The 20,927-nt window shown below is 72.5% G+C and carries 19 protein-coding genes; 9 read left to right on the top strand and 10 right to left on the bottom strand.

What is annotated here, in order from left to right; all coding sequences use genetic code 11:
* A complete protein-coding gene (locus tag ACQP2F_RS28830) occupies positions 1–672 on the bottom strand; it encodes a hypothetical protein (protein ID WP_433292751.1) in 672 nt (223 codons plus the stop codon).
* Between the two features lie 21 nt (positions 673–693).
* Positions 694–2,001 carry a M20/M25/M40 family metallo-hydrolase gene (locus tag ACQP2F_RS28835; RefSeq protein WP_433292753.1) on the bottom strand — a complete coding sequence of 436 codons (1,308 nt, stop codon included), beginning with the start codon at positions 1,999–2,001 and terminating at the stop codon, positions 694–696.
* Between the two features lie 24 nt (positions 2,002–2,025).
* On the opposite strand from ACQP2F_RS28835, the gene ACQP2F_RS28840 reads away from it, so the two are divergent.
* Positions 2,026–2,655 (top strand): hemerythrin domain-containing protein, encoded by a 630-nt coding sequence (locus tag ACQP2F_RS28840; RefSeq protein ID WP_433292755.1) that lies wholly within the window; start codon positions 2,026–2,028, stop codon positions 2,653–2,655.
* 100 nt (positions 2,656–2,755) lie between these two features.
* On the top strand, positions 2,756–3,748 hold the full coding sequence (locus ACQP2F_RS28845; protein ID WP_433292757.1) for a LysR family transcriptional regulator: 993 nt from the start codon (positions 2,756–2,758) through the stop codon (positions 3,746–3,748).
* A 23-nt stretch (positions 3,749–3,771) separates the two neighbouring features.
* Here the strand turns inward: ACQP2F_RS28845 and ACQP2F_RS28850 are convergent, their stop codons facing one another.
* Positions 3,772–6,288, bottom strand: coding sequence for an ATP-dependent Clp protease ATP-binding subunit (locus ACQP2F_RS28850; RefSeq protein ID WP_433292759.1), 2,517 nt, complete (start codon positions 6,286–6,288; stop codon positions 3,772–3,774).
* A 134-nt stretch (positions 6,289–6,422) separates the two neighbouring features.
* Between ACQP2F_RS28850 and ACQP2F_RS28855 the strand changes: the two genes are divergently transcribed.
* The 6 genes from ACQP2F_RS28855 (at position 6,423) to ACQP2F_RS28880 (ending at position 13,252) form a co-directional block, all read left to right on the top strand.
* Positions 6,423–6,806 carry a hypothetical protein gene (locus ACQP2F_RS28855; protein ID WP_433292761.1) on the top strand — a complete coding sequence of 128 codons (384 nt, stop codon included), beginning with the start codon at positions 6,423–6,425 and terminating at the stop codon, positions 6,804–6,806.
* A 246-nt stretch (positions 6,807–7,052) separates the two neighbouring features.
* On the top strand, positions 7,053–8,210 hold the full coding sequence (locus ACQP2F_RS28860; protein WP_433292763.1) for an MFS transporter: 1,158 nt from the start codon (positions 7,053–7,055) through the stop codon (positions 8,208–8,210).
* Positions 8,211–8,515: 305 nt separating this feature from the next.
* Complete coding sequence (locus ACQP2F_RS28865) at positions 8,516–8,776, top strand: hypothetical protein (protein ID WP_433292765.1); 261 nt, start codon at positions 8,516–8,518, stop codon at positions 8,774–8,776.
* A gap of 4 nt (positions 8,777–8,780) precedes the next feature.
* Entirely contained in the window at positions 8,781–9,665 is an 885-nt protein-coding gene (locus ACQP2F_RS28870) for a hypothetical protein (protein ID WP_433292767.1), read from the top strand.
* A 193-nt stretch (positions 9,666–9,858) separates the two neighbouring features.
* The gene (locus ACQP2F_RS28875; RefSeq protein ID WP_433292769.1) at positions 9,859–12,501 is read left to right on the top strand and encodes an FtsK/SpoIIIE domain-containing protein; all 2,643 of its coding nucleotides are present in this window, start codon (positions 9,859–9,861) and stop codon (positions 12,499–12,501) included.
* Positions 12,502–12,553: 52 nt separating this feature from the next.
* Positions 12,554–13,252 carry a hypothetical protein gene (locus tag ACQP2F_RS28880; protein WP_433292771.1) on the top strand — a complete coding sequence of 233 codons (699 nt, stop codon included), beginning with the start codon at positions 12,554–12,556 and terminating at the stop codon, positions 13,250–13,252.
* Here ACQP2F_RS28880 and ACQP2F_RS28885 read toward each other — a convergent pair.
* Together ACQP2F_RS28885 and ACQP2F_RS28890 are read right to left on the bottom strand one after the other, a co-directional pair.
* Positions 13,249–14,478, bottom strand: a complete 1,230-nt coding sequence (locus tag ACQP2F_RS28885) for a cupin domain-containing protein (protein ID WP_433307641.1) — start codon at positions 14,476–14,478, stop codon at positions 13,249–13,251. The two genes, ACQP2F_RS28880 and ACQP2F_RS28885, sit on opposite strands and share 4 nt — an antisense overlap.
* Before the next feature lie 16 nt (positions 14,479–14,494).
* The gene (locus ACQP2F_RS28890) at positions 14,495–14,749 is read right to left on the bottom strand and encodes a BatC protein (protein WP_433292773.1); all 255 of its coding nucleotides are present in this window, start codon (positions 14,747–14,749) and stop codon (positions 14,495–14,497) included.
* Between the two features lie 90 nt (positions 14,750–14,839).
* On the opposite strand from ACQP2F_RS28890, the gene ACQP2F_RS28895 reads away from it, so the two are divergent.
* The gene (locus tag ACQP2F_RS28895) at positions 14,840–15,580 is read left to right on the top strand and encodes a DUF72 domain-containing protein (protein ID WP_433307643.1); all 741 of its coding nucleotides are present in this window, start codon (positions 14,840–14,842) and stop codon (positions 15,578–15,580) included.
* Here the strand turns inward: ACQP2F_RS28895 and ACQP2F_RS28900 are convergent.
* The 5 genes from ACQP2F_RS28900 to secA2 form a co-directional block, all read right to left on the bottom strand.
* Complete coding sequence (locus tag ACQP2F_RS28900; protein ID WP_433292775.1) at positions 15,555–16,427, bottom strand: DUF72 domain-containing protein; 873 nt, start codon at positions 16,425–16,427, stop codon at positions 15,555–15,557. The genes ACQP2F_RS28895 and ACQP2F_RS28900 overlap by 26 nt on opposite strands.
* A 65-nt stretch (positions 16,428–16,492) precedes the next feature.
* Complete coding sequence (locus ACQP2F_RS28905) at positions 16,493–16,909, bottom strand: TraR/DksA family transcriptional regulator (protein ID WP_433292777.1); 417 nt, start codon at positions 16,907–16,909, stop codon at positions 16,493–16,495.
* Between the two features lie 167 nt (positions 16,910–17,076).
* Complete coding sequence (locus ACQP2F_RS28910; RefSeq protein ID WP_433292779.1) at positions 17,077–17,709, bottom strand: uridine kinase; 633 nt, start codon at positions 17,707–17,709, stop codon at positions 17,077–17,079.
* Between the two features lie 11 nt (positions 17,710–17,720).
* Positions 17,721–18,287, bottom strand: coding sequence for a winged helix-turn-helix domain-containing protein (locus ACQP2F_RS28915; RefSeq protein ID WP_433292781.1), 567 nt, complete (start codon positions 18,285–18,287; stop codon positions 17,721–17,723).
* 333 nt (positions 18,288–18,620) lie between these two features.
* The gene (secA2, locus tag ACQP2F_RS28920; RefSeq protein WP_433292783.1) at positions 18,621–20,912 is read right to left on the bottom strand and encodes an accessory Sec system translocase SecA2; all 2,292 of its coding nucleotides are present in this window, start codon (positions 20,910–20,912) and stop codon (positions 18,621–18,623) included.
* Positions 20,913–20,927 lie beyond the last annotated feature (15 nt).

The following is a 20,927-nucleotide window of genomic DNA, read 5'->3' on the forward strand; positions in this document are numbered from 1 at the left end:
TCAGTGGTTGTGACCGGCGTGGTCCTCTTCCTCGTCGGGCAGGAACGGGTGCTCGTCGAGCCGGCCCACCAGCAGGTCGCCCTCCTTGGGCGCGAACGGCCCGTCGCCGTCGGAGTCCTCGAACGCCTCGAGGTCGAGCGGCTCCGCGATCTCGCTCACGGTCAGCAGGCCGTCGAGCGGCTCGAGCTCGGGCACGTCCAGCGACGAGAGTGACCCGTCACCGGCCTGCAGCAGCTCCAGCACCGCCTCGCCGACCGACTCCACCGCGCCGGCGTCCTCGTCCTCGGGCACCGAGTTGCGCCGGGCCACGTCGGCCACCCGCAGCAGCGCGCCCACGCTCGGCACCCGGTAGTCGCGGCGCTGCCGGACCGAGATCACCTGCTCGTAGGGATCGGTCGACTCGGCCGCGTCGAAACCGTCGGTGCCCAGGCCGAACCGCTGGTCCGCCTCGTCGGGGTCGATCGACTCGACGTCCCACGGCGTCACCTCGCCGAAGGCGTCGAGCAGCTTCTCGTCGTACGCGAAGGAAGCGTTGTTCAAAGCGACGTACGCCTGCCAGACGTCGTCGTCGTCGATGCGGCCCGCGGCGGCCTTGACCGCGGCGAGGTGCGCCCGGGCGGCGGCCACGACCTCTTCGAGAGCGGCGTCGAGCTCCGCGTTCTGGTCGGTCATCTCTATGGGTCCTTCCGCGATTCAGCTGTTTCGGAGCAGACGGTCGAGCACGCGCACGCCGAACTTTAGCCCCTCGACCGGAACCCGCTCGTCGATGCCGTGGAACAGGGCCGCGAAGTTCAGGTCGGGCGGCAGGCGCAGCGGCGCGAAGCCGAAGCAGCGGATGCCGAGCGTCGAGAAGGCCTTGGCGTCGGTGCCGCCCGACATCAGGTACGGGATCGTGCGGGCCCCCGGGTCCTCGGCCCGCAGCGCCGCGCCCATCGCGTCGACCAGATCACCTTCGAACGGGGTCTCGACCGCGTGCTGCCGGTGGTTGTGCTCGATCTCGATGTCCGGCCCGATCACGTCCCGCAGCTGCTCGAGGAACTCGTTCTCGTAGCCGGGCAGGGTGCGGCAGTCGATGGTGGCCGACGCCTTGCCCGGGATCACGTTGTCCTTGTAGCCCGCCTCGAGCCGGGTCGGGTTGGCGGTGTTGCGGATGGTGGCGCCGATCAGGTTGGCGATCGGCCCGAGCTTGGCGATGGCCAGCTCCGGATCCTCGGGGTCGATGTCGATGTGCAGCGCGTCGCCGACCTCCTGCAGGAACCGGCGCACGGTCGGGGTGACGACGACCGGGAAGCGGTGCCGGCCCACCGCGGCGACGGCCTCGGCCAGCGCGGTGACCGCGTTGTCATCGTGGATGAAGGAACCGTGCCCCGGGCGCCCGGTCGCGTGCAGGCGCAGCCAGTCGAGCCCCTTCTCGGCGGTCTGCACGAGATAGAGACGAAGATCATTATTGACCGTGTACGAGTACCCGCCGACCTCGCCGATCGCCTCGGTGCACCCCTCGAGCAGGTCGGCATGCTCCCGGACGAGGAACATGGAGCCGTACTCCATGCCCGCCTCCTCGTCGGCCGTGAACGCCAGCACGACGTCGCGCGGCGGCACGTAGCCGGTGCGCTTCCAGTCGCGGACCATCGCCAGCATCATGGCGTCGAAGTCCTTCATGTCGATCGCGCCCCGGCCCCAGAGGAAGCCGTCCTTCTCCTCGCCGGAGAACGGGTCGACCGACCACTCCCGCTTGTCGGCGGGCACGACGTCGAGGTGGCCGTGGATCAGCAGGGCCCCGCGGGAGGAGTCGGCGCCGGGGATGCGGGCGACCAGGTTGGCCCGGCGGGGCGCGGACTCGTGCAGCTCGTACGCGATGCCGGCCTCGTCGAGCTTCGCCGCCACGTACTCGGCGGCGACCCGTTCCCCGACCGTGGTCGACTGGTCGCCGGTGTTCGTCGTGTCGATGCGCAGCAGGTCACGGCAGATGCCGGTCACCTCGTCGGCGGCGGTGGTCTCCATCGCCCCTTCTTACCAGGTGTTTGCGTGATCGACGGTCCGGGTACCGGCGGTGCCGTGTCGTCACTGAACCTGCCCCCGCTTCCGCCGGTCGGCGGCGAGACCACCGGCCGCAACGTGATCGATGTCCTCGGCCGCCAGCACCGCGATCTTCTCGACCTCTGCGACCGGCTGGTGGCCGCGAAGCGGACCCCGGGCGAGGACGACGACCGGCGGGTGGCCGGCGTGCTGGTCGCCGAGCTGTCCCGCCACCTGTCGGCCGAGGAGCAGTACCTCTACCCCGCGATCCGCCGGGTCGTGCCGGGCGGCGAGGACCTGGCCGCCCGCGAGCTGGCCGAGGACCGTGAGCTGCTGGTTCTTCTGCAGCGCCTGGAGAAGGACATCACGGTCATCGACGAGATCGCCGAGGCGGTGCGCCGGCACGTCGCCGCCGACGCCGAGGAACTGCTGCCGGTGCTGGCCGAGATGGTCCCGATCGACGACCTCATCCGGCTCGGCAACCGGGTCGAGACCGCCGAGGAGGCCGCGCCGACCCGGCCGCACCCGGGCACGCCGTCGTCGCCGCCGTGGAACAAACTGGTCGATCCGGCGGTCGCCGTGGTCGACAAACTCCGTGATGTGGTGACGGGGCGTACGACATACCTCAGCGATTTGTGATGTTACCGACGGGTTCGTTTACCGTTTTGTCACAAGTGTTGGAAGTATCAGCAGCCCGCAGGGCTAGCCTTCGATGTCGTAAAGGTCCTACCGTCACGCTATGAACCTGGAGCTGCGCCATCTCAAGGTGGTCTGCGCCATCGCGGAGACCGGCAGCGTGACCAAGGCGGCATCGCAGCTCGGCCTCGCCCAGCCGGCCCTGACCGCGCAGCTGCAGCGCATCGAGCGCACCCTGGGCGGCCCGCTCTTCGAGCGCGACCGCCGGGGCGCGCGGCCCACCGCCCTCGGTGAGCTGGTGCTCTCCCGGGCCCGGGTGCTGCTGCCGGCCATGAAGGGCCTGCAGGACGAGGCGGCCCGGCTGGCCGGCACGGCCGGGACCGAGACCATGAGCCGCTACCGGATCGGCGCGATCGGCGGCCCGATCCTCGGTCACCTGGTGCACACGCTGGCGACCGCCCAGCCCGACGCGCAGATCACCACGTACGCGTCGTACTGGGTCGAGGAGCTGGCCACCATGCTGCAGGGCGGCAAGCTCGACTACGCGCTGGTCGGCGTGTGCGGCGACGCGATGCCGTCGGCCGACTACGGCCTGGTCTGGCAGACGGTCGCCGTCGATGCAGTCTGCGTTCTGTTGCCCGAGGACCACCCGGCGGCCAAGGACGTGGACGTCGACCTGGCCGAGCTGGCCCACGAGGAGTGGGTCGGCAGCACCGGCGACGGCTGCCTGGCCGAGTGCTTCGCGGCCGCCTGCGCCCGGGCCGGCTTCACCCCGCGCCGGGTCCTGGAGACCGACGTGCGCGGCTGCGTCGACATCGTCGAGTCCGGGTTCGCGGTCGGGCTGTGCCAGCCGACGTTCCGGCCGCCGGCCGGGCTCACCCACCGGCCCATGCGCGGCGCGCCGCTGCGCTGGCGGCAGGTGCTGGGCTGGCACCCCGACTCGGCGGCCGCCCGCAGCGCGCCCAAGCTGGTGGAGATGGCCGAGGCGGCCTACCGCGAGGTCGTCGCCCGCAACACGGCGTACGTGGAGTGGATGGCCGACTACCCGCACCTGGGCGGGTCCGCCGACGCGTTGGCCCCGCTCAGCGGTCACTGAGCGGGGCCGTGTGAAGGACGCGGTCAGGCGATCGCGAGCTTGCCGTCGCTGACGTCCACCCGCACCGTCTGTCCGGGCTTGATGTCGCCGCCGAGCAGCAGCTTCGACAGCCGGTTGTCCAGCTCGCGCTGGATCGTGCGGCGCAGCGGCCGGGCGCCGAACTCGGGCTGGAAGCCCTTGTCCGACAGCCAGTCCACGGCGTCGGCCGTGATGTCCAGCGTGATGTTCTGGTTGCTCAGCCGGCGCCGGGTCTCGTTCAGCATCAGCTCGGTGATCTGCCGCAGCTGATCGGTCTCCAGCTGCCGGAAGACGATGATCTCGTCGATCCGGTTGATGAACTCGGGCCGCAGCTGCTCCTTCAGCCGCCGGTCGAGCCGCTCCTTCAGCTCGTCGTCGGCGCTCTTGCCGCCGTCCGCCGCGCCGAAGCCGACGCTGCGCCGGGTGCCGCTGATCAGGTCGGAGCCGATGTTGCTAGTCATGATCAGCACGGTGTTCTTGAACGACACCGTCCGGCCCTGGCTGTCGGTCAGCCGTCCGTCGTCCAGCACCTGGAGCAGGATGTTGAACACGTCCGGGTGGGCCTTCTCGATCTCGTCGAGCAGCACCACGCTGTACGGACGCCGCCGCACCGCCTCGGTCAGCTGCCCGGCCTCGTCGTAGCCGACGTATCCGGGCGGGGCGCCGACCAGCCGCGACACGGTGTGCCGCTCCTGGAACTCGCTCATGTCGAGCCGGATCATCCGGTCCGAGTCGCCGAACAGCGCCTCGGCCAGCGACCGCGCCAGCTCGGTCTTGCCGACACCGGTCGGGCCGAGGAACAGGAAGCTGCCCACCGGACGGTCGGGGTCGCCCAGGCCGGCGCGCGAACGGCGTACCGCCTCGGCCACCGCCTCGACCGCGTCCTCCTGGCCGATCACCCGGTCGTGCAGGTGGCTCTCCAGGCGCAGCAGGCGGTCCTTCTCCTCCTCGGTGAGCTGGGCGACCGGGATGCCGGTGGCCCGCGACACCACCTCGGCGATGTCGGCGTCGGTGACCTGCGGGACGCCGCCCTTGGTCGTGGTCGCCTCGTCGAGCTTGGAGCGGATCTCGTTCATCCGGTCGCGCAGCTCGGACGCCTTCTCGTAGTTCTCGGCCGCCACCGCCTGGTCCCGGTCCCGGCTCAGCTGCTCGAGCTCGCGCTCGTACTCGCGGGTGTCGGCCGACGGGGTCTTCACCCGCAGCCGCACCCGGGCGCCGGCCTGGTCGATCAGGTCGATCGCCTTGTCCGGCAGGAACCGGTCGGTGATGTAGCGGTCGGACAGCTCCGCCGCGGCGTCCAGCGCCTCGTCGGTGATCCGCACCTGGTGGTGCGCCTCGTAGTTGTCGCGCAGGCCGCGCAGGATCGCCACGGTGTCCTCGACGCTCGGCTCGCCCACCAGCACCGGCTGGAACCGCCGGGCCAGCGCCGCGTCCTTCTCGATGTGCTTGCGGTACTCGTCGAGCGTGGTCGCGCCGATCACCCGCAGCTGGCCGCGGGCCAGCGCCGGCTTGAGCATGTTGCTGGCGTCCATGCCGCCGCCCTCGCCGCCGCCACCACCGGCGCCGACCAGGGTGTGGATCTCGTCGAGGAAGACGATCAGGCCGTCGCCCTCGTTCTGGATCTCGTCGATCACCTTGCGCAGGCGCTCCTCGAAGTCGCCGCGGTAGCGGGTGCCCGCCACCAGGCCCGCGAGGTCGAGCTGGATGACCCGCTTGCCCTCCAGGGTCAGCGGGACGTCACCGTCCACGATGCGCTGGGCCAGGCCCTCGACGACGGCGGTCTTGCCGACGCCGGCCTCGCCGATCAGCACCGGGTTGTTCTTGGTGCGCCGGGACAGGATCTCCACGGCCTGCTCGATCTCGCTCGCGCGGCCGATCACCGGGTCGATCTCGCCGCGCCGGGCGAGCTCGGTGAGGTCCACGCCGTACTGCTCGAGGGTGGGTGTCTTGCCGCTGCCGCCGCCGGTGGGGCCACTGCGGCCCGGTCCGCTCGGCTGCGGGTCACCCTGATGCTGCAGCGACTGGGGGTCGAGCTTGCCGGCCAGCAGACGGCCGGCGGCCGAGTCCGGGTTCAGCCCGAGCGCCATCAGGATGTGTTCGGGGCCGATGTAGGACGAGCCGAGACCCCGGGACAGCTGCAGGCTGTCGAGCAGCGCGCGCTTGGCCTGCGGGGTCAGTGCGACCTGCTCCGGCGGGTTGTCGCGGACGCCCGCGGGGCGACCCAGGGCGGCGAGCAGCTGCTCCGGGTCGGCGCCGGCGCGGCGTACGGTCTGCTTCATCGCATCCTGCTGGAGAGCTCCCCACAGCAGGTGATCGGTGTCCAGGTCGGCCACGATCCGGTCCGGGTCGGCAAGCTCGGCGGCACGGCGGGCGGCGGCGGAGAGCACCTCACGAGCGTCGCCGCTCATGTACTTCGTGATGTCGATGCGCTGCTGCCGGCGCGGCTCGGCCGCCCCGAAGAAGCGCGCGAACAGGTCGTCCCAGTTGCCGGGTCCACCCGGTCCGATCGGTCCGATGCTCATAAGTCGTCTTCTCTCCTGTTACCTAGCCTCGGTGCGGAGGGGGTTACCCGAGCCGCACGACCCCTATCAGCGTTGGTCGTCATAGATTGATTCCCACATCTGCCGGAAACTTGACTCGGGTAGGCTCAACTCTCATGACCGTACCGCCGCTGCTAATCGTGGATGGTGCGAACGTGGTCGGATCGGTTCCCGACGGCTGGTGGCGTGACCGTCCGGGCGCCGCCGCGCGCCTGCGGGACCGCCTGGCGGCGCTCATTCCCGACGGCATTTCCGACATTTCCGGACCGGTGGAGGTTTCGCTGGTCGTCGAGGGCCAGGCCCGGGACATTCCGCAAACCGACAACGGCGTACGGGTGGAGCGCGCCCCCGGCTCCGGCGATGACAAGATCGTCGAGCTCGTACGGGATCAGCCCGCCGGCCGACGGGTGCTGGTGATCACCGCGGACCGCGGCTTGCGCGACCGGGTGATGGCGCTGGGCGCCGAGGTGCGGGGCCCGTCGAGCGTTCCGCGGCGCTAGTCTGTCGCGGTGTCCTCCGAGCGTCTCCCGGCCGCACTCGCCCCGGGGTCGCCTGTGTCCGGAATCACGGATTCGGCCAAGGCGCTCCTCGCTCTCGCCCGCTGGGTGACACCCGATCTCCCGCTCTACGGCAACGACCACGACCGCGGCGATTTCGCTCCCTGACGTTCGGTCCCTGCCTCTCGTCCGCAGGTCCTTCTGCGCGCCGTTCGCGCAGGTCCTTCTCGTCGCCGGGAGCGATGTCCCATGCCCGCAGCCTCCGCCGTCCTGCGCGCGCCGCAGGTCCCGCTCGTCCTCATCGCCAGCCAGATCGGCCGCCTGCCGGCCGCCGCCGCCCCGCTCGCCCTGCTGCTGCACGCCCGCGAGTCGGTGAGCCTCGCCGTCTCCGGCATCGTGGTGGCCGTCTTCACCGCCGGCATGGCCACGAGCGCGCCGCTGCTGGCCCGCTCGGTCGACCGCCGGCGACAGCCACCCGTCCTGTACGGCTCGGCCGCACTCTCCGCCGCCGGCTACCTGACGGCGGCCGTCAGCGGCGGCAGCGCCCTCCTCCTGCTGGCCGGTGCCGCCCTGGCCGGGCTGGGCACGCCGCCGCTGGAGGCCTGCCTGCGCGCCCTCTGGCCGGCACTGGTCCCACCGGCCGAGGTCAGCGCCGCGTACGCCCTGGACATCGCCCTCCAGGAGGTCATCTTCGTCGCCGGCCCGCTGCTCACCCTGGCCGCGGTGGCCGCCGCCGGCCCCGCGGCCGGCCTCCTCGTCGCGGCCGCCTGCCAGCTCGGCGGGGTGGCCGCCTTCGCCCGGGCCCCGGCCGTCCGCGCCTGGCGTGGCCAGGAGGTCCACCGGCACTGGGCGGGCCCGCTGCGCGTCCCGCGCCTGGTCGCGCTGGTCGCCGGGATCGCGTGCGCCGGTGCGGCGGTCGGCAGCATTCCCGTGGTTCTGACCGGCTACGCCGAGGCCGCCGGCGACCGGAGCCTGACCGGCTGGCTGCTGGCCGCCCAGGCCACCGGCGCCCTGGCCGGCGGCCTGCTCTACACCCGGGCCGGCCCCGGCCGGGCGCGCCGCCTCCCGCTGCTGGCGGTGCTGTTCGCGGCCGGCTACGTGCCGTTGCTGCTGGTGCCCGCGCCCGCCCCGATGGCCGTCCTACAGGCGGTGAGCGGCGTGGGCCTGCCGCCGCTGCTGACGGCGGCTTTCCTGGCCGCCGACCGGCTGGCGCCACCGGGCACCGCCGTCGAGGCGTTCGCCTGGATCTTCACCGCCTTCACCGTCGGCAGCGCGACCGGCGCGGCGATCGCGGGGCCGCTGACCGACGCCGGCCTCCGCGCGGGCTTCGCGTTCGCCCCGCTGGCCGCATCGCTGGCCGTAGTCGCGATGGTCGGGGTTGTGGGCAAGTCCCGGAAATTGTCGTAGCCGGCCCCTAAAGTCGCCCCACCCAGTGAACGGGGTGGGGTGCGGTGAGGCGAGGTGGGGCGAGGCGAGGCGGGGTGGGTGGGGTCGGGTGACACTCCGACGTGGAGAGACCGTGTTCACTTCGGCGTGAATCACGTTCACTCCGGCGTCGAATCTTGGACCGGGTGTTCGGGCTGGTGGCGGGGCGATGGTTTCGTGAAGGGTCCGTACCGTCTCGCAAATGGGGTGTGCGCGAACGGCGGGGCAGGAAGGGGGCAGTAGGCTGAGGTCCGTAGTCGGGTTCCGCACAGCAGGAGGCTGCACGGGTGGCCAGTGTCGCCGAGGTCAAAGCGGCCGTGGATGCCGCGCTCCAGCAGGTGAGCGAGGGGCAGGCGGCGATTCAGGCGGCCCGGGAGAAGCTGGGCGAGGCGCAGCAGAGCCTGGCGGCGGCGCTCGACGGCAGCGGCCACGATGCGGTGGAGCAGGCGCACGCGTCGCTCTCGCAGGCCGACAACTCCCTCGAGGAGTGCATGGGCGCGACGGCACAAGCCGTCGAGCAGGCGCAGCAGTACACGGCGATCCTCTGACGCGATGTCGCTGATCCAGGACCTCGGCGCCCAGCTTCGCGCCACCTCCGACGAGTTGCCCACGGGGCTCGTCACGGTGGCCCTGGAGAAGCTGCGCAGCGCCACCGAGATCCTCATGTGGGTGCGGGAGACGTCGGTCGACCCGGTGGGGGTGCCGCAGCTCGGCAGCGCCACCGAGCACGCCGAGCGGGCGGCGGCGGCCCTGCGGGTCGCGCAGGACGCGATCAACGCCTATCTCGCCGGGCTCGGCCTCAGCGGCGACGCGGCGGCGCCGCCCGACAAGGACTGGAAGGCGGGGCTCGAGCGGCCCGAGGTCAAGACCGAGGCGCCCGAGGGCGAGACGCCGCCGGCCGAGAAGCTCGGGCCCTGGTGGCAGCAGCGGGTCACCCAGCTGACCGGCGAGCCCGCGCCTGCGGAGGACGACCAGCAACGCGAGGGCAACACGACCGAGCTGCTGCGCCGGGTCGCCGGCGGCGTGCGGGCCGGCGACAAGGCCCGGGTCGGCCGCGACCTGCACCGGGCGAGCGCGGCCACCGGGCTGGCGCTGTCCGCCGTGACCTCGCCGGTGCTGCACCGTCTGGCCGGCGATCTGCTCGGGCACGAGCCGCGCCCGGAAGACCTCGATCGCCTTCGCACGGCCTCGGCCGGCCGGGTGCGGTCGCTGCTGCCGGGCACGTCGCCGGCGGTGCTCGACACGCTGCTGGCCCGGATCTGCCGGGTCCCGGCCCAGCAGCAGGAGGGCCGGCCCGCGGGGCACCCGGCCGACAGCGCGGTGACGGCCGGTGTGCTGACCGGCGTGCTCCTCGCCCGGCTCGGACGCGACGCGGCCACGCTCGACCCCGACTCCCCAGAGCCGTTGCGCCGCCCCGAGGCCGCCGACGCCCGATGAGAACGTTGATCCCCTATGGCAACGACGCCAGAGCGACAGGCACCGACGCAAGAGCGGCGCGCACCGAGGCGAGAGCGGCGCGCACGCACCCGAGAGCGGCGCGCACCGACGCCGGAGCGACGCGCACCGGCGCGAGAGCGACCCACATCGGCCCGGCGGCGCGAAGCGCCCGATGAGAACCTGTTGAGTCCCCATGGCTGAGTCGACCGCACAGCAGGTGATGGACATCCGGGCCGGGCTCTCGCACGCCCTCGGCGCCGCCGGGAACGCGCTGACCGCCGCCCGCGAGGCGCACGAGGCCGCGCGCGAACGGCGCGAGCGCGTGGTGGCGGCGGCGATCGCCCGCCGGCGCAAGGTGGCCGAGGCCCGCGACGCCCGGCTGCGCGAGATCGACGAGCGCAGCCGCCGCGACCTGGCCGCGCTGGCCGAGGCGGCCGCGAGCGCCGCCGACCGGGCCGCGCCGGGCGCCGCCGGCGACCCGTGGGACGACTGGCAGCCCACGCCGCTCGACCAGGCCGCCGAGCTGCGGGTGGGCCGGCTGCTGCTGCCGCACCCCGAGGTGGTGCCGGCGCTGGTGCCGCTGCTCGACCACGGGCACGTCGTGGTGCGCGGCGACCGGCCGATCGGTGACGAGGTAGTCGCGGGCCTGCTGCTGCGGGCGCTGGGCACGGCCGCTCCCGGGTCGCTGACCATCACCGGGTACGACCCCGAGCACCTGGGCGGGGGGCTGGCCCGGTTCGCGACGCTGGCCCCGGCCGGGGTGCTGACGTTCGTGGGCCCGGGCGGGCTGGCCGGCGTGCTCGACGACCTGGTCGGCCACGTGCGGCGGATCAACGAGACGGTGCTGGCCGGCGAGTACACGTCGCTGCGGGAGCTGGCGGCGGCGACCCATCGGCGGCCGGAGCCGTGGCGGGTGGCGGTGCTGCTGGGCGCGGGCGAGCTGAGCCGGCCCGAGCAGACCCAGCTCCAGCGGCTGCTGCGCACGGGGGCGGCGGCCGGCGTGCACCTGATCATCCAGGGCCTGCCGGTGCAGGCCGGGCCGGGCATCGAGTTCATCACGGCGGCGCCCGGCGATCACGCGCGGCTCTCCGGCACCGGCACCCTGCCCGTACGCCTGGATCCCGGCCCGCCGCAGGCGATCGTGGCCGCGGCCTGCCGCCGGATCGCCGAGGCGGTCGCCGCCGGTCCGGCCCCGGTGGCACTCGACAGCCTGCTCCCGCCGGAGGAGTGGACCGAGAGCTCGGCCACCGGGCTGACCGCGCCGCTCGGCGACAGCCCGCAGGGCATGCCGGTGACCGTGACGCTGAGCGACTACCCGCCGCACGCGCTGATCGCCGGCCCGTCCGGCACCGGCAAGACCAACCTGATCTACGCCTGGATGGGCGCGCTCGCCGCCCGCTACTCCCCCGCCGAGCTCGCCTTCTACCTGCTCGATTTCAAGGAGGGCGTGTCGTTCGCCCGGTTCGCGCCGGGGCGCCGGGACCAGAGCTGGCTGCCGCACGTGCGGCTGGTCGGGCTGAACGTTAACACCGACCGCGAGTTCGGCCTGGCGCTGCTGCGGTTCCTGGGCGAGGAGCTGCGCCGGCGGGCGGACGCGGCGAAGCGGCACGAGGTGACGAACCTGGCCGAGCTGCGGGCCGAGGACCCGGACGGGATGTGGCCGCGCATCGTGGCGGTGGTCGACGAGTTCCAGGTGCTGCTGGCCGGGCGGGACGCGCTGGCGGCCGAGGCGGTCGACCTGCTGGAGGACCTGGCTCGCCGCGGCCGCTCGCAGGGCATCCATCTCATCCTGGCCAGCCAGGACGTGTCGGGCATCGAGGCGCTGTGGGGCCGGCCGGCGCTGGTGGCGCAGTTCTCGCTGCGCATCGCGCTGCCGCGGGCCCGGCGGATCCTGGCCGAGACCAACACGGCGGCGGAGTCGCTGCCGCGCTATCACGCGGTGGTCAACGCCGACTCCGGGGCGGTCGAGGCCAACAAGGTGGTACGCGTCCCGGCCGCCGGCGACCGCGACCGGTGGAACGCGCTGCAGCACCGGCTGTGGCGCCGCCGCCCGGTCGAGCAGGGCCCGCCGCGGATGTTCGACGGCGACGCGCACCCCCGGCTGACCGACAGCCCCGACTTCCGGCGGCTGGCGCCGGCACCCGAGGGCAGCGGCAACAACACCGCACCGGTGGTGCTGCTCGGCGAGACCATCGACGTGGCCGCCCGGTCCGCGCGGACGGTGCTGCGCCGCGCTCCCGGCCGCAACCTGGCCGTGCTCGGCACCCGGGTCGAGGAGGCGTGCGCGGTGCTGGCCACGGCCGGCCGCTCGCTGGCCGCCCAGTTCCCGCCGGACGGCGCCCGCTACTCGCTGCTCTGCCTCGACCAGGACGCCAAGCAGCCGGCCTCCGCGCTCTGCGCCGAGCTGCCCGAGTGCGGCTGGTACGAGCCGGACAACGCGGACTGGCTGCTCGAGGACGCGGCGGCCGAGGCCTCGGCGTCGTGGCCGGCCGACCGCCCGCACTTCATCCTGATCTACGCGGCCGACGCGCTGCCCGGCGGCAAGGACGCGGCCGAGCAGCTGCGCACGATCCTGCGGCAGGGCCCGGAGCGGCGAATCCACGTGCTCGGCTGGTGGCGCGGCGCGGGCCTGCTGCGCGACTCGCTCGGCGGCCACGGGTCGCGCACCGATCCGATCGGCGCGTGGGTGGCCCTCGATGTGCACGGCAGCGAGCTGGCGCCGTACTATCCCGGCGCCGGCGCCCCGGCCTGGTACCCCCGGCCGTGGCGGGCGCTGCATTTCGACCGCTCGGTGCATCGGGGCGCCGAGGTGATCATCCCTTACGGACAACTATGACCGAGAGCCCGTCGTCGCCGCGGACCGCTTCGGAGCGAAGCGGAGCAGCGGCATGAGCGACATCCAGCCCGCCGATTTCGGCACCGCCGACTACCGCGCCGTGCTGCGGCGGCTGACCACCCTCGACGAGGAGGCGGCCGACATGCGGGCGGAGGCCGAGCGCTGGCACGACGAGCGACTGGCCGCGGCCGACCAGGCGGTGCGGCAGGCCGACGAGGCCGTGCGGGCGTCGGCCGAGGCGGCGACCCAGGCGCAGCGCGACCTCGAGGAGGTGGACGCGCGGGCGCTGGGGCTGTGGGCGGAGTACGTGCACAAGGTCGGCCCGGTCGCCGAGCGGTACGGCCGGACGGTGCCGCCGCCGTCGATCCCCCGGCAGCGCGGCGACGAGCGGAACGCCTCCGACTATCTGGAGGAGGTGGCGGCCAAGGTGAAGTACATCGCGCCGCCCAAGCCGCTGAACGTCGGCGTGAAGACGCTGTTCGCCCTGTTCGGCGTGGTGAGCGGCCTGATCGGCGGCACCGCGTTCGAGATTCTGCACTCCATCGGCGGCACCCAGCAGACCGGCACGTGGAAGGACGCGCTGCCGGTGGTGGCGCTGGTCGTGCTGCTGGCCTGCCCGGTGCTTGCGGTGGTGGCGGCCAAGAAGGTGGCCGACCACCGCCAGGTCGGGCTGGACACGTCGACCGTGGTCACCGTGCTGCTGTCCGGCCTGGCGGTGGGCGGCCTGATCATCGCCGCGGTCGGCCTCTAGGCCGGGACGACCAGCGCCTCGCGCAGGAGGCGCCGGGCCAGGACCAGCTGGTCCTCGGGGCTGTCCAGCGGCAGGTCGGCGACCCGGACCGGGCCGTCGCCGGCCAGCGCCGTCCGCACCGCCGCCTCGCAGTACGCGGGGAACCGCAGGGTGCGGCCGGTCAGGCGCAGCGTCACGTGGCCGGGACCGTCGCCGGCCAGCTGCCAGCGCAGGCCGGGCCGGACGGCGATCGAGTCTCCGGTGCCGAGCGCGGCGGCGAAGTCGAGCTGGGCCAGCGGCGCGATCGGGGCCGGGCGGGCGGCCGGCCAGTCGCGGGCGGCCAGCCGGTCGGCGACCTCGGCCGGGCCGGTACGCGTGAGCCAGTCCCGCAGCGCCTCGACCGTCTCGGTCAGCTCCGGCTCGATCGCCCCCGGGTCGGAGACGTCCAGCCCGAACGGCAGTGTCGCCCGCAGCCGGGCGTCGCCGGCGGCCAGCGTCAGCAGCTCCTCGACCAGTGCGTACCGGGTAAGCGCCCGGATCCCGATGGTCACGTGGAGCGAGCGGGCCTCCTGCGACTCGGCCGAGTGCAGCCAGCCCCGGGGCAGGTAGAGCGCGTCGCCCGGGCGCAGCACCACGTCGAGCGCCGGCTCGCCCTGGGCGGTGGCCGCGACCTCGTCGGCGTGACCGCCCCAGGCCTGCTTCTCCAGCGGGTCGGCCAGCACCGGCTCGTGGATCCGCCACCGCTTCACGCCGTCGATCTGCAGCACGAAGACGTCGTGGGTGTCGTAGTGGGTGCTGAAGCCCTGGCTGCCCGGTGGCGTGAGGTACGCGTTGACCTGCAGCGGCCGCCGCAGCTCGGCGCCCAGCTCGCGGGCGAAGTCGATCAGCGGCGGCCAGATGCGGTGCAGGCCCTGGAGGACAAGGGTGGCGCCCTCCGCGTACAGCCGCATCACGTCGTCGTCGATGACCTGGTCGCCGATCTCGGCGCCGGCGCCGCCGGAGCCGGTGAACCGGTTCGGTGCCAGGACCTTGCCCTGCTTGGCCACGCGCAGGAAGGGAGTGCGCAGGCCGCGGCGGCTCAGCAGCTCGTCGACGGCGGCCGGGGAGAGCAGGTCGGTGAAGGGCCGGCCCAGCTCCCCGGCCCGGGACAGGAGCGGGGCCTTGCCCCAGTGGGCGGCCGCGAACTTGTCGGCGTCGAGGGCGATGCAGCGGGAAAGCGCCGGGCGGAACCCGCCCGGCGCATCCATCGTCACGGTGTTGCTCTCAGGACGCGTAGCCGTCGGCGCCGCCGTCGTGGCCGCCCGCGTTCGCGCCGCCGTCGGCCGGGCCCTCGCCGTCCGCGCTGCCGTCCGCGCCGCCGTCGTGGCCGTCCGGGTTGGCGCCGCCGTCGGCGGGACCCTCACCCGAGGCGCCGCCGTCCGCGCCGCCGTCGTGGCCCTGCGGGTTCGCGCCGCCGTCGGCCGGGCCCTCGCCCGAAGCCGCGCCGCCGGTGGTGATGTCGTCGTCGCTGAGTGACATGGGAAGCTCCTCGAGTTCTTGTCGAAGTGGCCTACCGGGCTTACCCAAGCATGATCACCACAAACCCCGGGTATCCGCCTGTTCGTGCTGATGGTGGGAACGTCCGGGTGGCACTACAAAGACTGGCGCGGGTCCTTCTACCCGAAGGGCGTGCCGCAGCGGCTGTGGCTCGAGGAGTACGCCGCCGGGTTCGCCACGGTCGAGGTGAACAACGCGTTCTACCGGCTGCCCGAGCGGTCGACGTTCGAGCAGTGGCGGAAGCGGACGCCGGACGACTTCGTGGTGGCGGTGAAGATGAGCCGCTACCTGACCCACATCAAGCGGCTGCGCGAGCCGGCCGAGCCCGTCGCCCGGTTCCTGTCGCGGGCCGAGGCGCTCGGGGACAAGCTCGGGCCGGTGCTGCTGCAGCTGCCGCCGACCCTGAAGGGCGATCCGGGCGCGCTGGACGAGACGCTGCGGCTCTTTCCCCGTGAGGTCGAGGTCGCCGTGGAGCCGCGGCACGCCAGTTGGTTCACCGACGAGACGCGGGCGGTGCTGGAGAAGCGCGGGGCGGCCCTGTGCTGGGCGGACCGGAAGGGTCGCCCGCTCGGTCCGCTGTGGACGACCGCCGGGTTCGGGTATCTCCGGCTGCACGAGGGGCGGGCGAAGGACTGGCCACGGTACGGGACGACGGCGTTGTCGAAGTGGATTGATCGTCTGGGTGACTTCTCCGACGCGTACGTCTTCTTCAACAACGACCAGCGTGGCGCCGCGGTGCGAGATGCCGCCTCGATGATCGCGATGGCCCGCCGCCGAGGCGTCGAGGTCAGTCGGAGTCCAGCAGATCGATGAGCGTCGAGGCGTTGGTCTGCGCGTAGTCCGAGTAGCAGTTGTTCATGAAGACCTGCGTCTGCTTGGCCTCGTCGGCGAGGGCGCGCAGCTTCGGCGCCCATTCCGACAGCTCGCGCTCGGAGTACTTGTAGCCGAACTTCTCGTGGATGTCCTTGCTGGTCCATTTGTCGCTGTGGCCGTGGAAGCGCACGACCGCGAGATCGGCGGTGGCCTCCAGCAGCGGCGGCACCGACGACTTGTGGCCCTGCGGCATGTCGACGCAGACGAACGGCAGCTTGTGCTTGCGCAGGAACTCGAACGTCTCGTCGCGGTTGTCGCCCTCGAACCAGGACGCGTTGCGCAGCTCGAACACGGGGCGCAGCGGCTTGCAGCGCGCCGCGACCTCGAGCATGAAGTCCTTGTTGGAGCGGCGGATGCCGAACCACGGCGGGAACTGGAAGAGCACGGCGCCGAGCTTGCCGGCCTGGGCGAGCGGGTCCAGCGCCGCGAGAAAACGGCTCCAGACGTCCTCGTACGCCTGCGGCGGCAGATCGCCCGGGTAGATGTTCTTCTTCGGGGTGTCGGGGCGCAGGTCCTTGTAGATCGCGGACACCTTGGTCGGGTGGCCGGTCAGCAGGCTGAACGCCTTGATGTTGAAGGTGAAGCCGTCCGGGGTCCGCTGCGCCCACAGCTTCGTGGTCTGCTCGGCCGGCGGCCCGTAGTAGGTCGAGTCGACCTCGACCACCGGGAACTGCCGGGCGTAGTAGGCCAGGCGCTTCTCGGGGGTGTCGGCCGAGGGCGGGTACCACCCCGACTCGAGCAACGTCTTGTCGGTCCAGGACGCCGTGCCGACCGCGATCGAACCCATGGGATCAAGCTAACCCGTAGACGGCGGGTCCGCCGCTCGCGGCGGCGGACCCGTTACGTCGTGTGTCAGCTGGCCCGGCGTTCCCGGTTCTGCTTGCAGTTCACGCACGTGGTGGCCGACGGGAAGACCTCGAGCCGCTCCCACGGGATCGGGTTCGAGCACCCCTCACAGTTGCCGTACGTGCCGTCGTCGAGCCGCGCCATGGCGTGCTCCGCCTGCGTCCGCCTGTCCAGGAGAGTCCGCAGCAACGACGTGGCGGCGTCGCGCTCGGCCGTCTTGGAACCGCTGTCGGCCTGGTCGTCGCCGGCGGCGTCGCCGATCTCGACCAGTCGCAGCTTGTGGTTCTCCGCGAGGGCTTCCTCGTACTCGGTGTTCGCATCGTCGAACCGGCCGCGCAGGATCGCACGGATCTGCTCGACCTCCTCCGGCGTACGCCCCTTCGCGGCACCCTTGCCCGTGATAACCGCTCCATTGACGAGCATGCGCTCCCCCTGCCCTTCCTCTGCCCCTGCGGGTGGGTCCCCCGGGGGCCGCCCCCATCGCACCGTGGGGTCGGCTTGTACCCACCGCCGAAGATCCCAAACGGGATCTCCGCTAAAAAAGTAACCGGAGCATAACTGTCAGTGGTCGACTCCGCTACAGACTCGCGTCACCAACGTTCTTCGACCATCGCCGGGCGCTTCGGATCGTCGACCCGCAGCACCACGTCGGCGAAGGTCGAGGGGGCCACCTCGGCCGCGTACCGCCCGAAGGCCGGCACGGTCCACTGCAGCGCAGGTGGCGTGCGGCGGCGCAGGGCGGCGGGCGAGAGCTCGAGATGCACCGCGAAGTCGAAGCCGAGGCCGCCGCCGAGCAGGAGCGGGCCGCTGACGAGCAGAACGGCGCCGGGCGGCAGCGGGTGGTACGTATCACGCGCCGACCGGTCGGTCTCGGCGTTCCACAGGCGGGTCAGGATGCGCCCGTCGCCGCCCGGGCCGGCCGGGTCGAGGACCTCGCGGGCCAGCCCGGCCTCGTCGAACCAGCCGGCGTAGTACGTGTCCGGGTTCTCCCGGCCGAACTCCAGGCGCAACGAGGCGGGCCGCAGGAAGTCGGCGGTGTCGACCCGTACGGCCGGGCGGCCCCGGAGCCGCAGCGGGTCGACCAGGGCGTCCGCGAGGCGCCCCGGATCGGCCGCGGGCGGCCCGTCGATCGCGACGCGGAGGTAACTGTCGGGTTGCCGACTGTTCAGCTCGTCGGCGAGTTCCTCGACGAGATTCTCGACGGACACCGGACGCACGCGCACGCCCGGAAAGGCTACTCGTGCGCCGAGACCACCACGCGGGCGTCGTCGGAGAGCCGGTAGCCGACGCCGTAGACGGTGGTGATCACCGGGTGGGCGCCGCCCAGCTTCAGGCGCAGGCGGCGGACGTGGACGTCGACCGTGCGCTCGCCGGTGTGCTCGTAGCCCCAGACCCCGGCCAGCAGCTGGCCCCGGGTGAAGACCCGGCGCGGCCGCTCGGCCAGGAACAGCAGGAGGTCGAACTCGAGGCGGGTCAGCGGCAGCGGCTCGCCGTCGACGAGGACCTGACGCGTACCGGTCAGCAGGCGGATCTCGGGGCCCGTCTCGCGGCCGTCGCGGTCGTCCCGCTCGTCCCGGGCCGGGAGCACCGGCTCGACGGTGATCGTGCCCTGACTGATCTCGACAAGCTCGCGGACCGCCTCGATGAGCCGGTGGGCCTGCGGGGTCAGGGCGTCGGTGGTGAGTGGGATCGCGACCGTGACCGTCAAAGCGGGGTCGGCGGGCCGGCGGACACCCGAGTTTCCGCGGCCCGGGCCTGTGACATGGCGGTTGACACGAGGCGACAGCGCGCTTACCGGCATTGGAAGATTGCCCCCTGGAAATTGCATGGTCGGTAACCGTATACGACCGATCACCCTCCGTAAATTCGCGGCAAATAATTCCGCGAACGTCGTTGCCGGGTCAAGACGGCAACCACACTGTGGGAAAATCGTTCCACATCGGCTTTGACGGCGGGAAATGCATTCTGATAACGGATTCTGTCAGTCTGTTTAAGCATTGCCCAACGTCCCGGGCGTTCATCACACCTGTTGAGATCCGCACCACACGCCATTTCCTTGATGCCGCAACTGAACAAAAAAATCCGCGCGACGCTCGATCGAGCATCGCGCGGATCAGGAACGGAACAGTTCCGGTCAGTTTCCGCCGGTCAGCCGGCGGCCCACCGCCGCGATCAACCGGTCCAGCTCGGAGCCGAACGGGTTGTCGTGCACCAAATAGGTCCAGGTGGCGCTGGGCCGCACGATCTCCGAACGCTCCGGCTGCCAGCCGTCTTCGAAATCGGTTTCCTCGAACGTCTCGATCGTTCGCGCCTCGATGTCGGTGAACAGCTTCTGGAAGGCCGGCACGGCGGCGCGGTGGAACTCGTCGAGCGGGTCGAGCTTGCCCAGCGCGCGCAGGTGCACGCCCTCGCGCACCTCGTTCAGCTCGGCCAGGTGCTCGGCCCAGCGCCGGTCGAGGTGGTAGAGCGCGATCGCCCGGGCGGCGTCGGAGAGGACGTCCTCGTCGAGCTCCTTGGCCTTCTCCGGCGACCGCTCGAGCAGCATGATCGCGGCGACCTCGGAGGTGAGCAGCCGCTCCCGGCGCTCGGCCAGCGCCACCCGCTGCTGCTCGATGACGACGCTGTAGCGCCAGGTGTTGCGGTGGATCTCGTGGTTGACGCCCTCCGCGACGCGCTGGGCGTGCTCCACCGCGTACTCCACCTGGTCGTCGTGGACGACGCCGTCCATGTCCATCCGCGGCGAGGCGGGCAGGATGTCGCCGGCGTGCCGGGTGACCAGCTCGTCCTCGAGGCTCACGAAGAACACCGAGCCGCCCGGGTCGCCCTGGCGGCCGGCGCGGCCCCGCAGCTGGTCGTCGACGCGGCGGCTGTCGTGCCGGCCGGCGCCGATCACGTAGAGGCCGCCGAGCTCGACCACGGCGTCGCGGTCGGCCTCGTCGCTGCCGCCGAGCCGGATGTCGACGCCCCGGCCGGCCATCTGGGTCGAGACGGTGACCGCGCCGAGCGCGCCGGCCTCGGCGATGATGGCCGCCTCCTCGGCGTCGTTCTTCGCGTTCAGCACGTTCGACGGGACGCCGGCCGCGGCCAGCTGCTTGGCCAGCAGCTCCGACGCCTTCACGTCGAGGGTGCCGACCAGCACGGGCCGGCCCTTCTCGTGGGCGAGCTTGATCTCCTCGACCAGGGCCTCGTCGCGGGTGTCGTGGGCCGAGTAGATGCGGTCCGGCTCGTCCTCGCGGATGTTCTCCGCGTTCGACGGGATGACCGCGACCTCGAGCTTGAAGTACTCCCGGAGCTGCTCGCCGACGTGCACGGCGGTCGCGGTCATGCCGCAGACCGTCTTGTACAGCGCGATGTAGGCCTGCACGGTGATCGTGTCGAGGACCTCGCCCTCGGCGGTGGCGCTCAGCCCCTCCTTCGCCTCGACCGCCGCCTGCAGGCCGTCGGGCCAGCGGCGGCGCTGGGCGACCCGGCCGCGCATCTCGTCGATCAGCTCGACGCCGCCGTTGCGGACGATGTAGTCGACGTCCCGCCGGAGCAGGGCCTGGGCGTGCAGCGCGACGTTCACGGCGGAGAGGTGCTCGACCTGGTCGTCGGCGTAGAGGTCGACGCCGCCGAGCTTCTCCTCGATGCGCTTGAGGCCGGCGTCGGTGAAGGCCACGCTGCGGCCGTCGTCGGCGACCTCGAAGTCCTTGCCCGGGCGCAGGTCGCGGACGAGCTCGGCGGCCTCGTGCACCGGGTCGGCCTCGTCGGCGATCGAGCCGGCCAGCACCATCGGCACCCGGGCCTCGTCGATCAGGATCGAGTCGGCCTCGTCGACGATGGCCGTGGCCAGCTCGCGCTGCACCCGGTCCTCGACGTCGGTGACCAGCTGGTCGCGCAGGTAGTCGAAGCCGGCCTCGGAGACCGAGACGTAGGTGACGTCGGCCAGGTAGGCCTCGCGTCGCTGCTCGGGCGTCGACGCCTCGGTGACCCAGCCGACGCTGAGGCCGAGCAGCTTGTAGACCGGCTCCATCCACTCGGCGTCGCGGCGGGCCAGGTAGTCGTTGACGGTGAGCACGTGTACCGGGCCGTTGCCCAGGCGGACGTGACCGTAGGCGGCGATGGTGGCGGTCAGGGTCTTGCCCTCACCGGTGGCCATCTCGGCGACCTTGCCGGAGAGCAGGGCCATCGCGCCGAGCAGCTGAACGTCGTACGGCCTCTGCTCGAGCGCGCGCCAGGCGGCCTCGCGCCCGATCGCGCAGATCTCGGTGAAGTCGGCCGCCTCGCCCGCCGCCGCGGTCAGCGCCTCGTCGTCGAGCTCGCGCAGCGCCTCCTCACGGGCGTCGATCGCCGGCAGCCGCTTACTGAACGGCGCCAGATCGACCGTGGTGCCCGGACGCTGCAGAAACTTGCGGAACCGGCTCTTGAGCCGCTGCGACACACCCATGGCGGGCAACGGTAC

Source organism: Actinoplanes sp. CA-030573, from assembly GCF_050951115.1.
Lineage (GTDB): Bacteria > Actinomycetota > Actinomycetes > Mycobacteriales > Micromonosporaceae > Actinoplanes.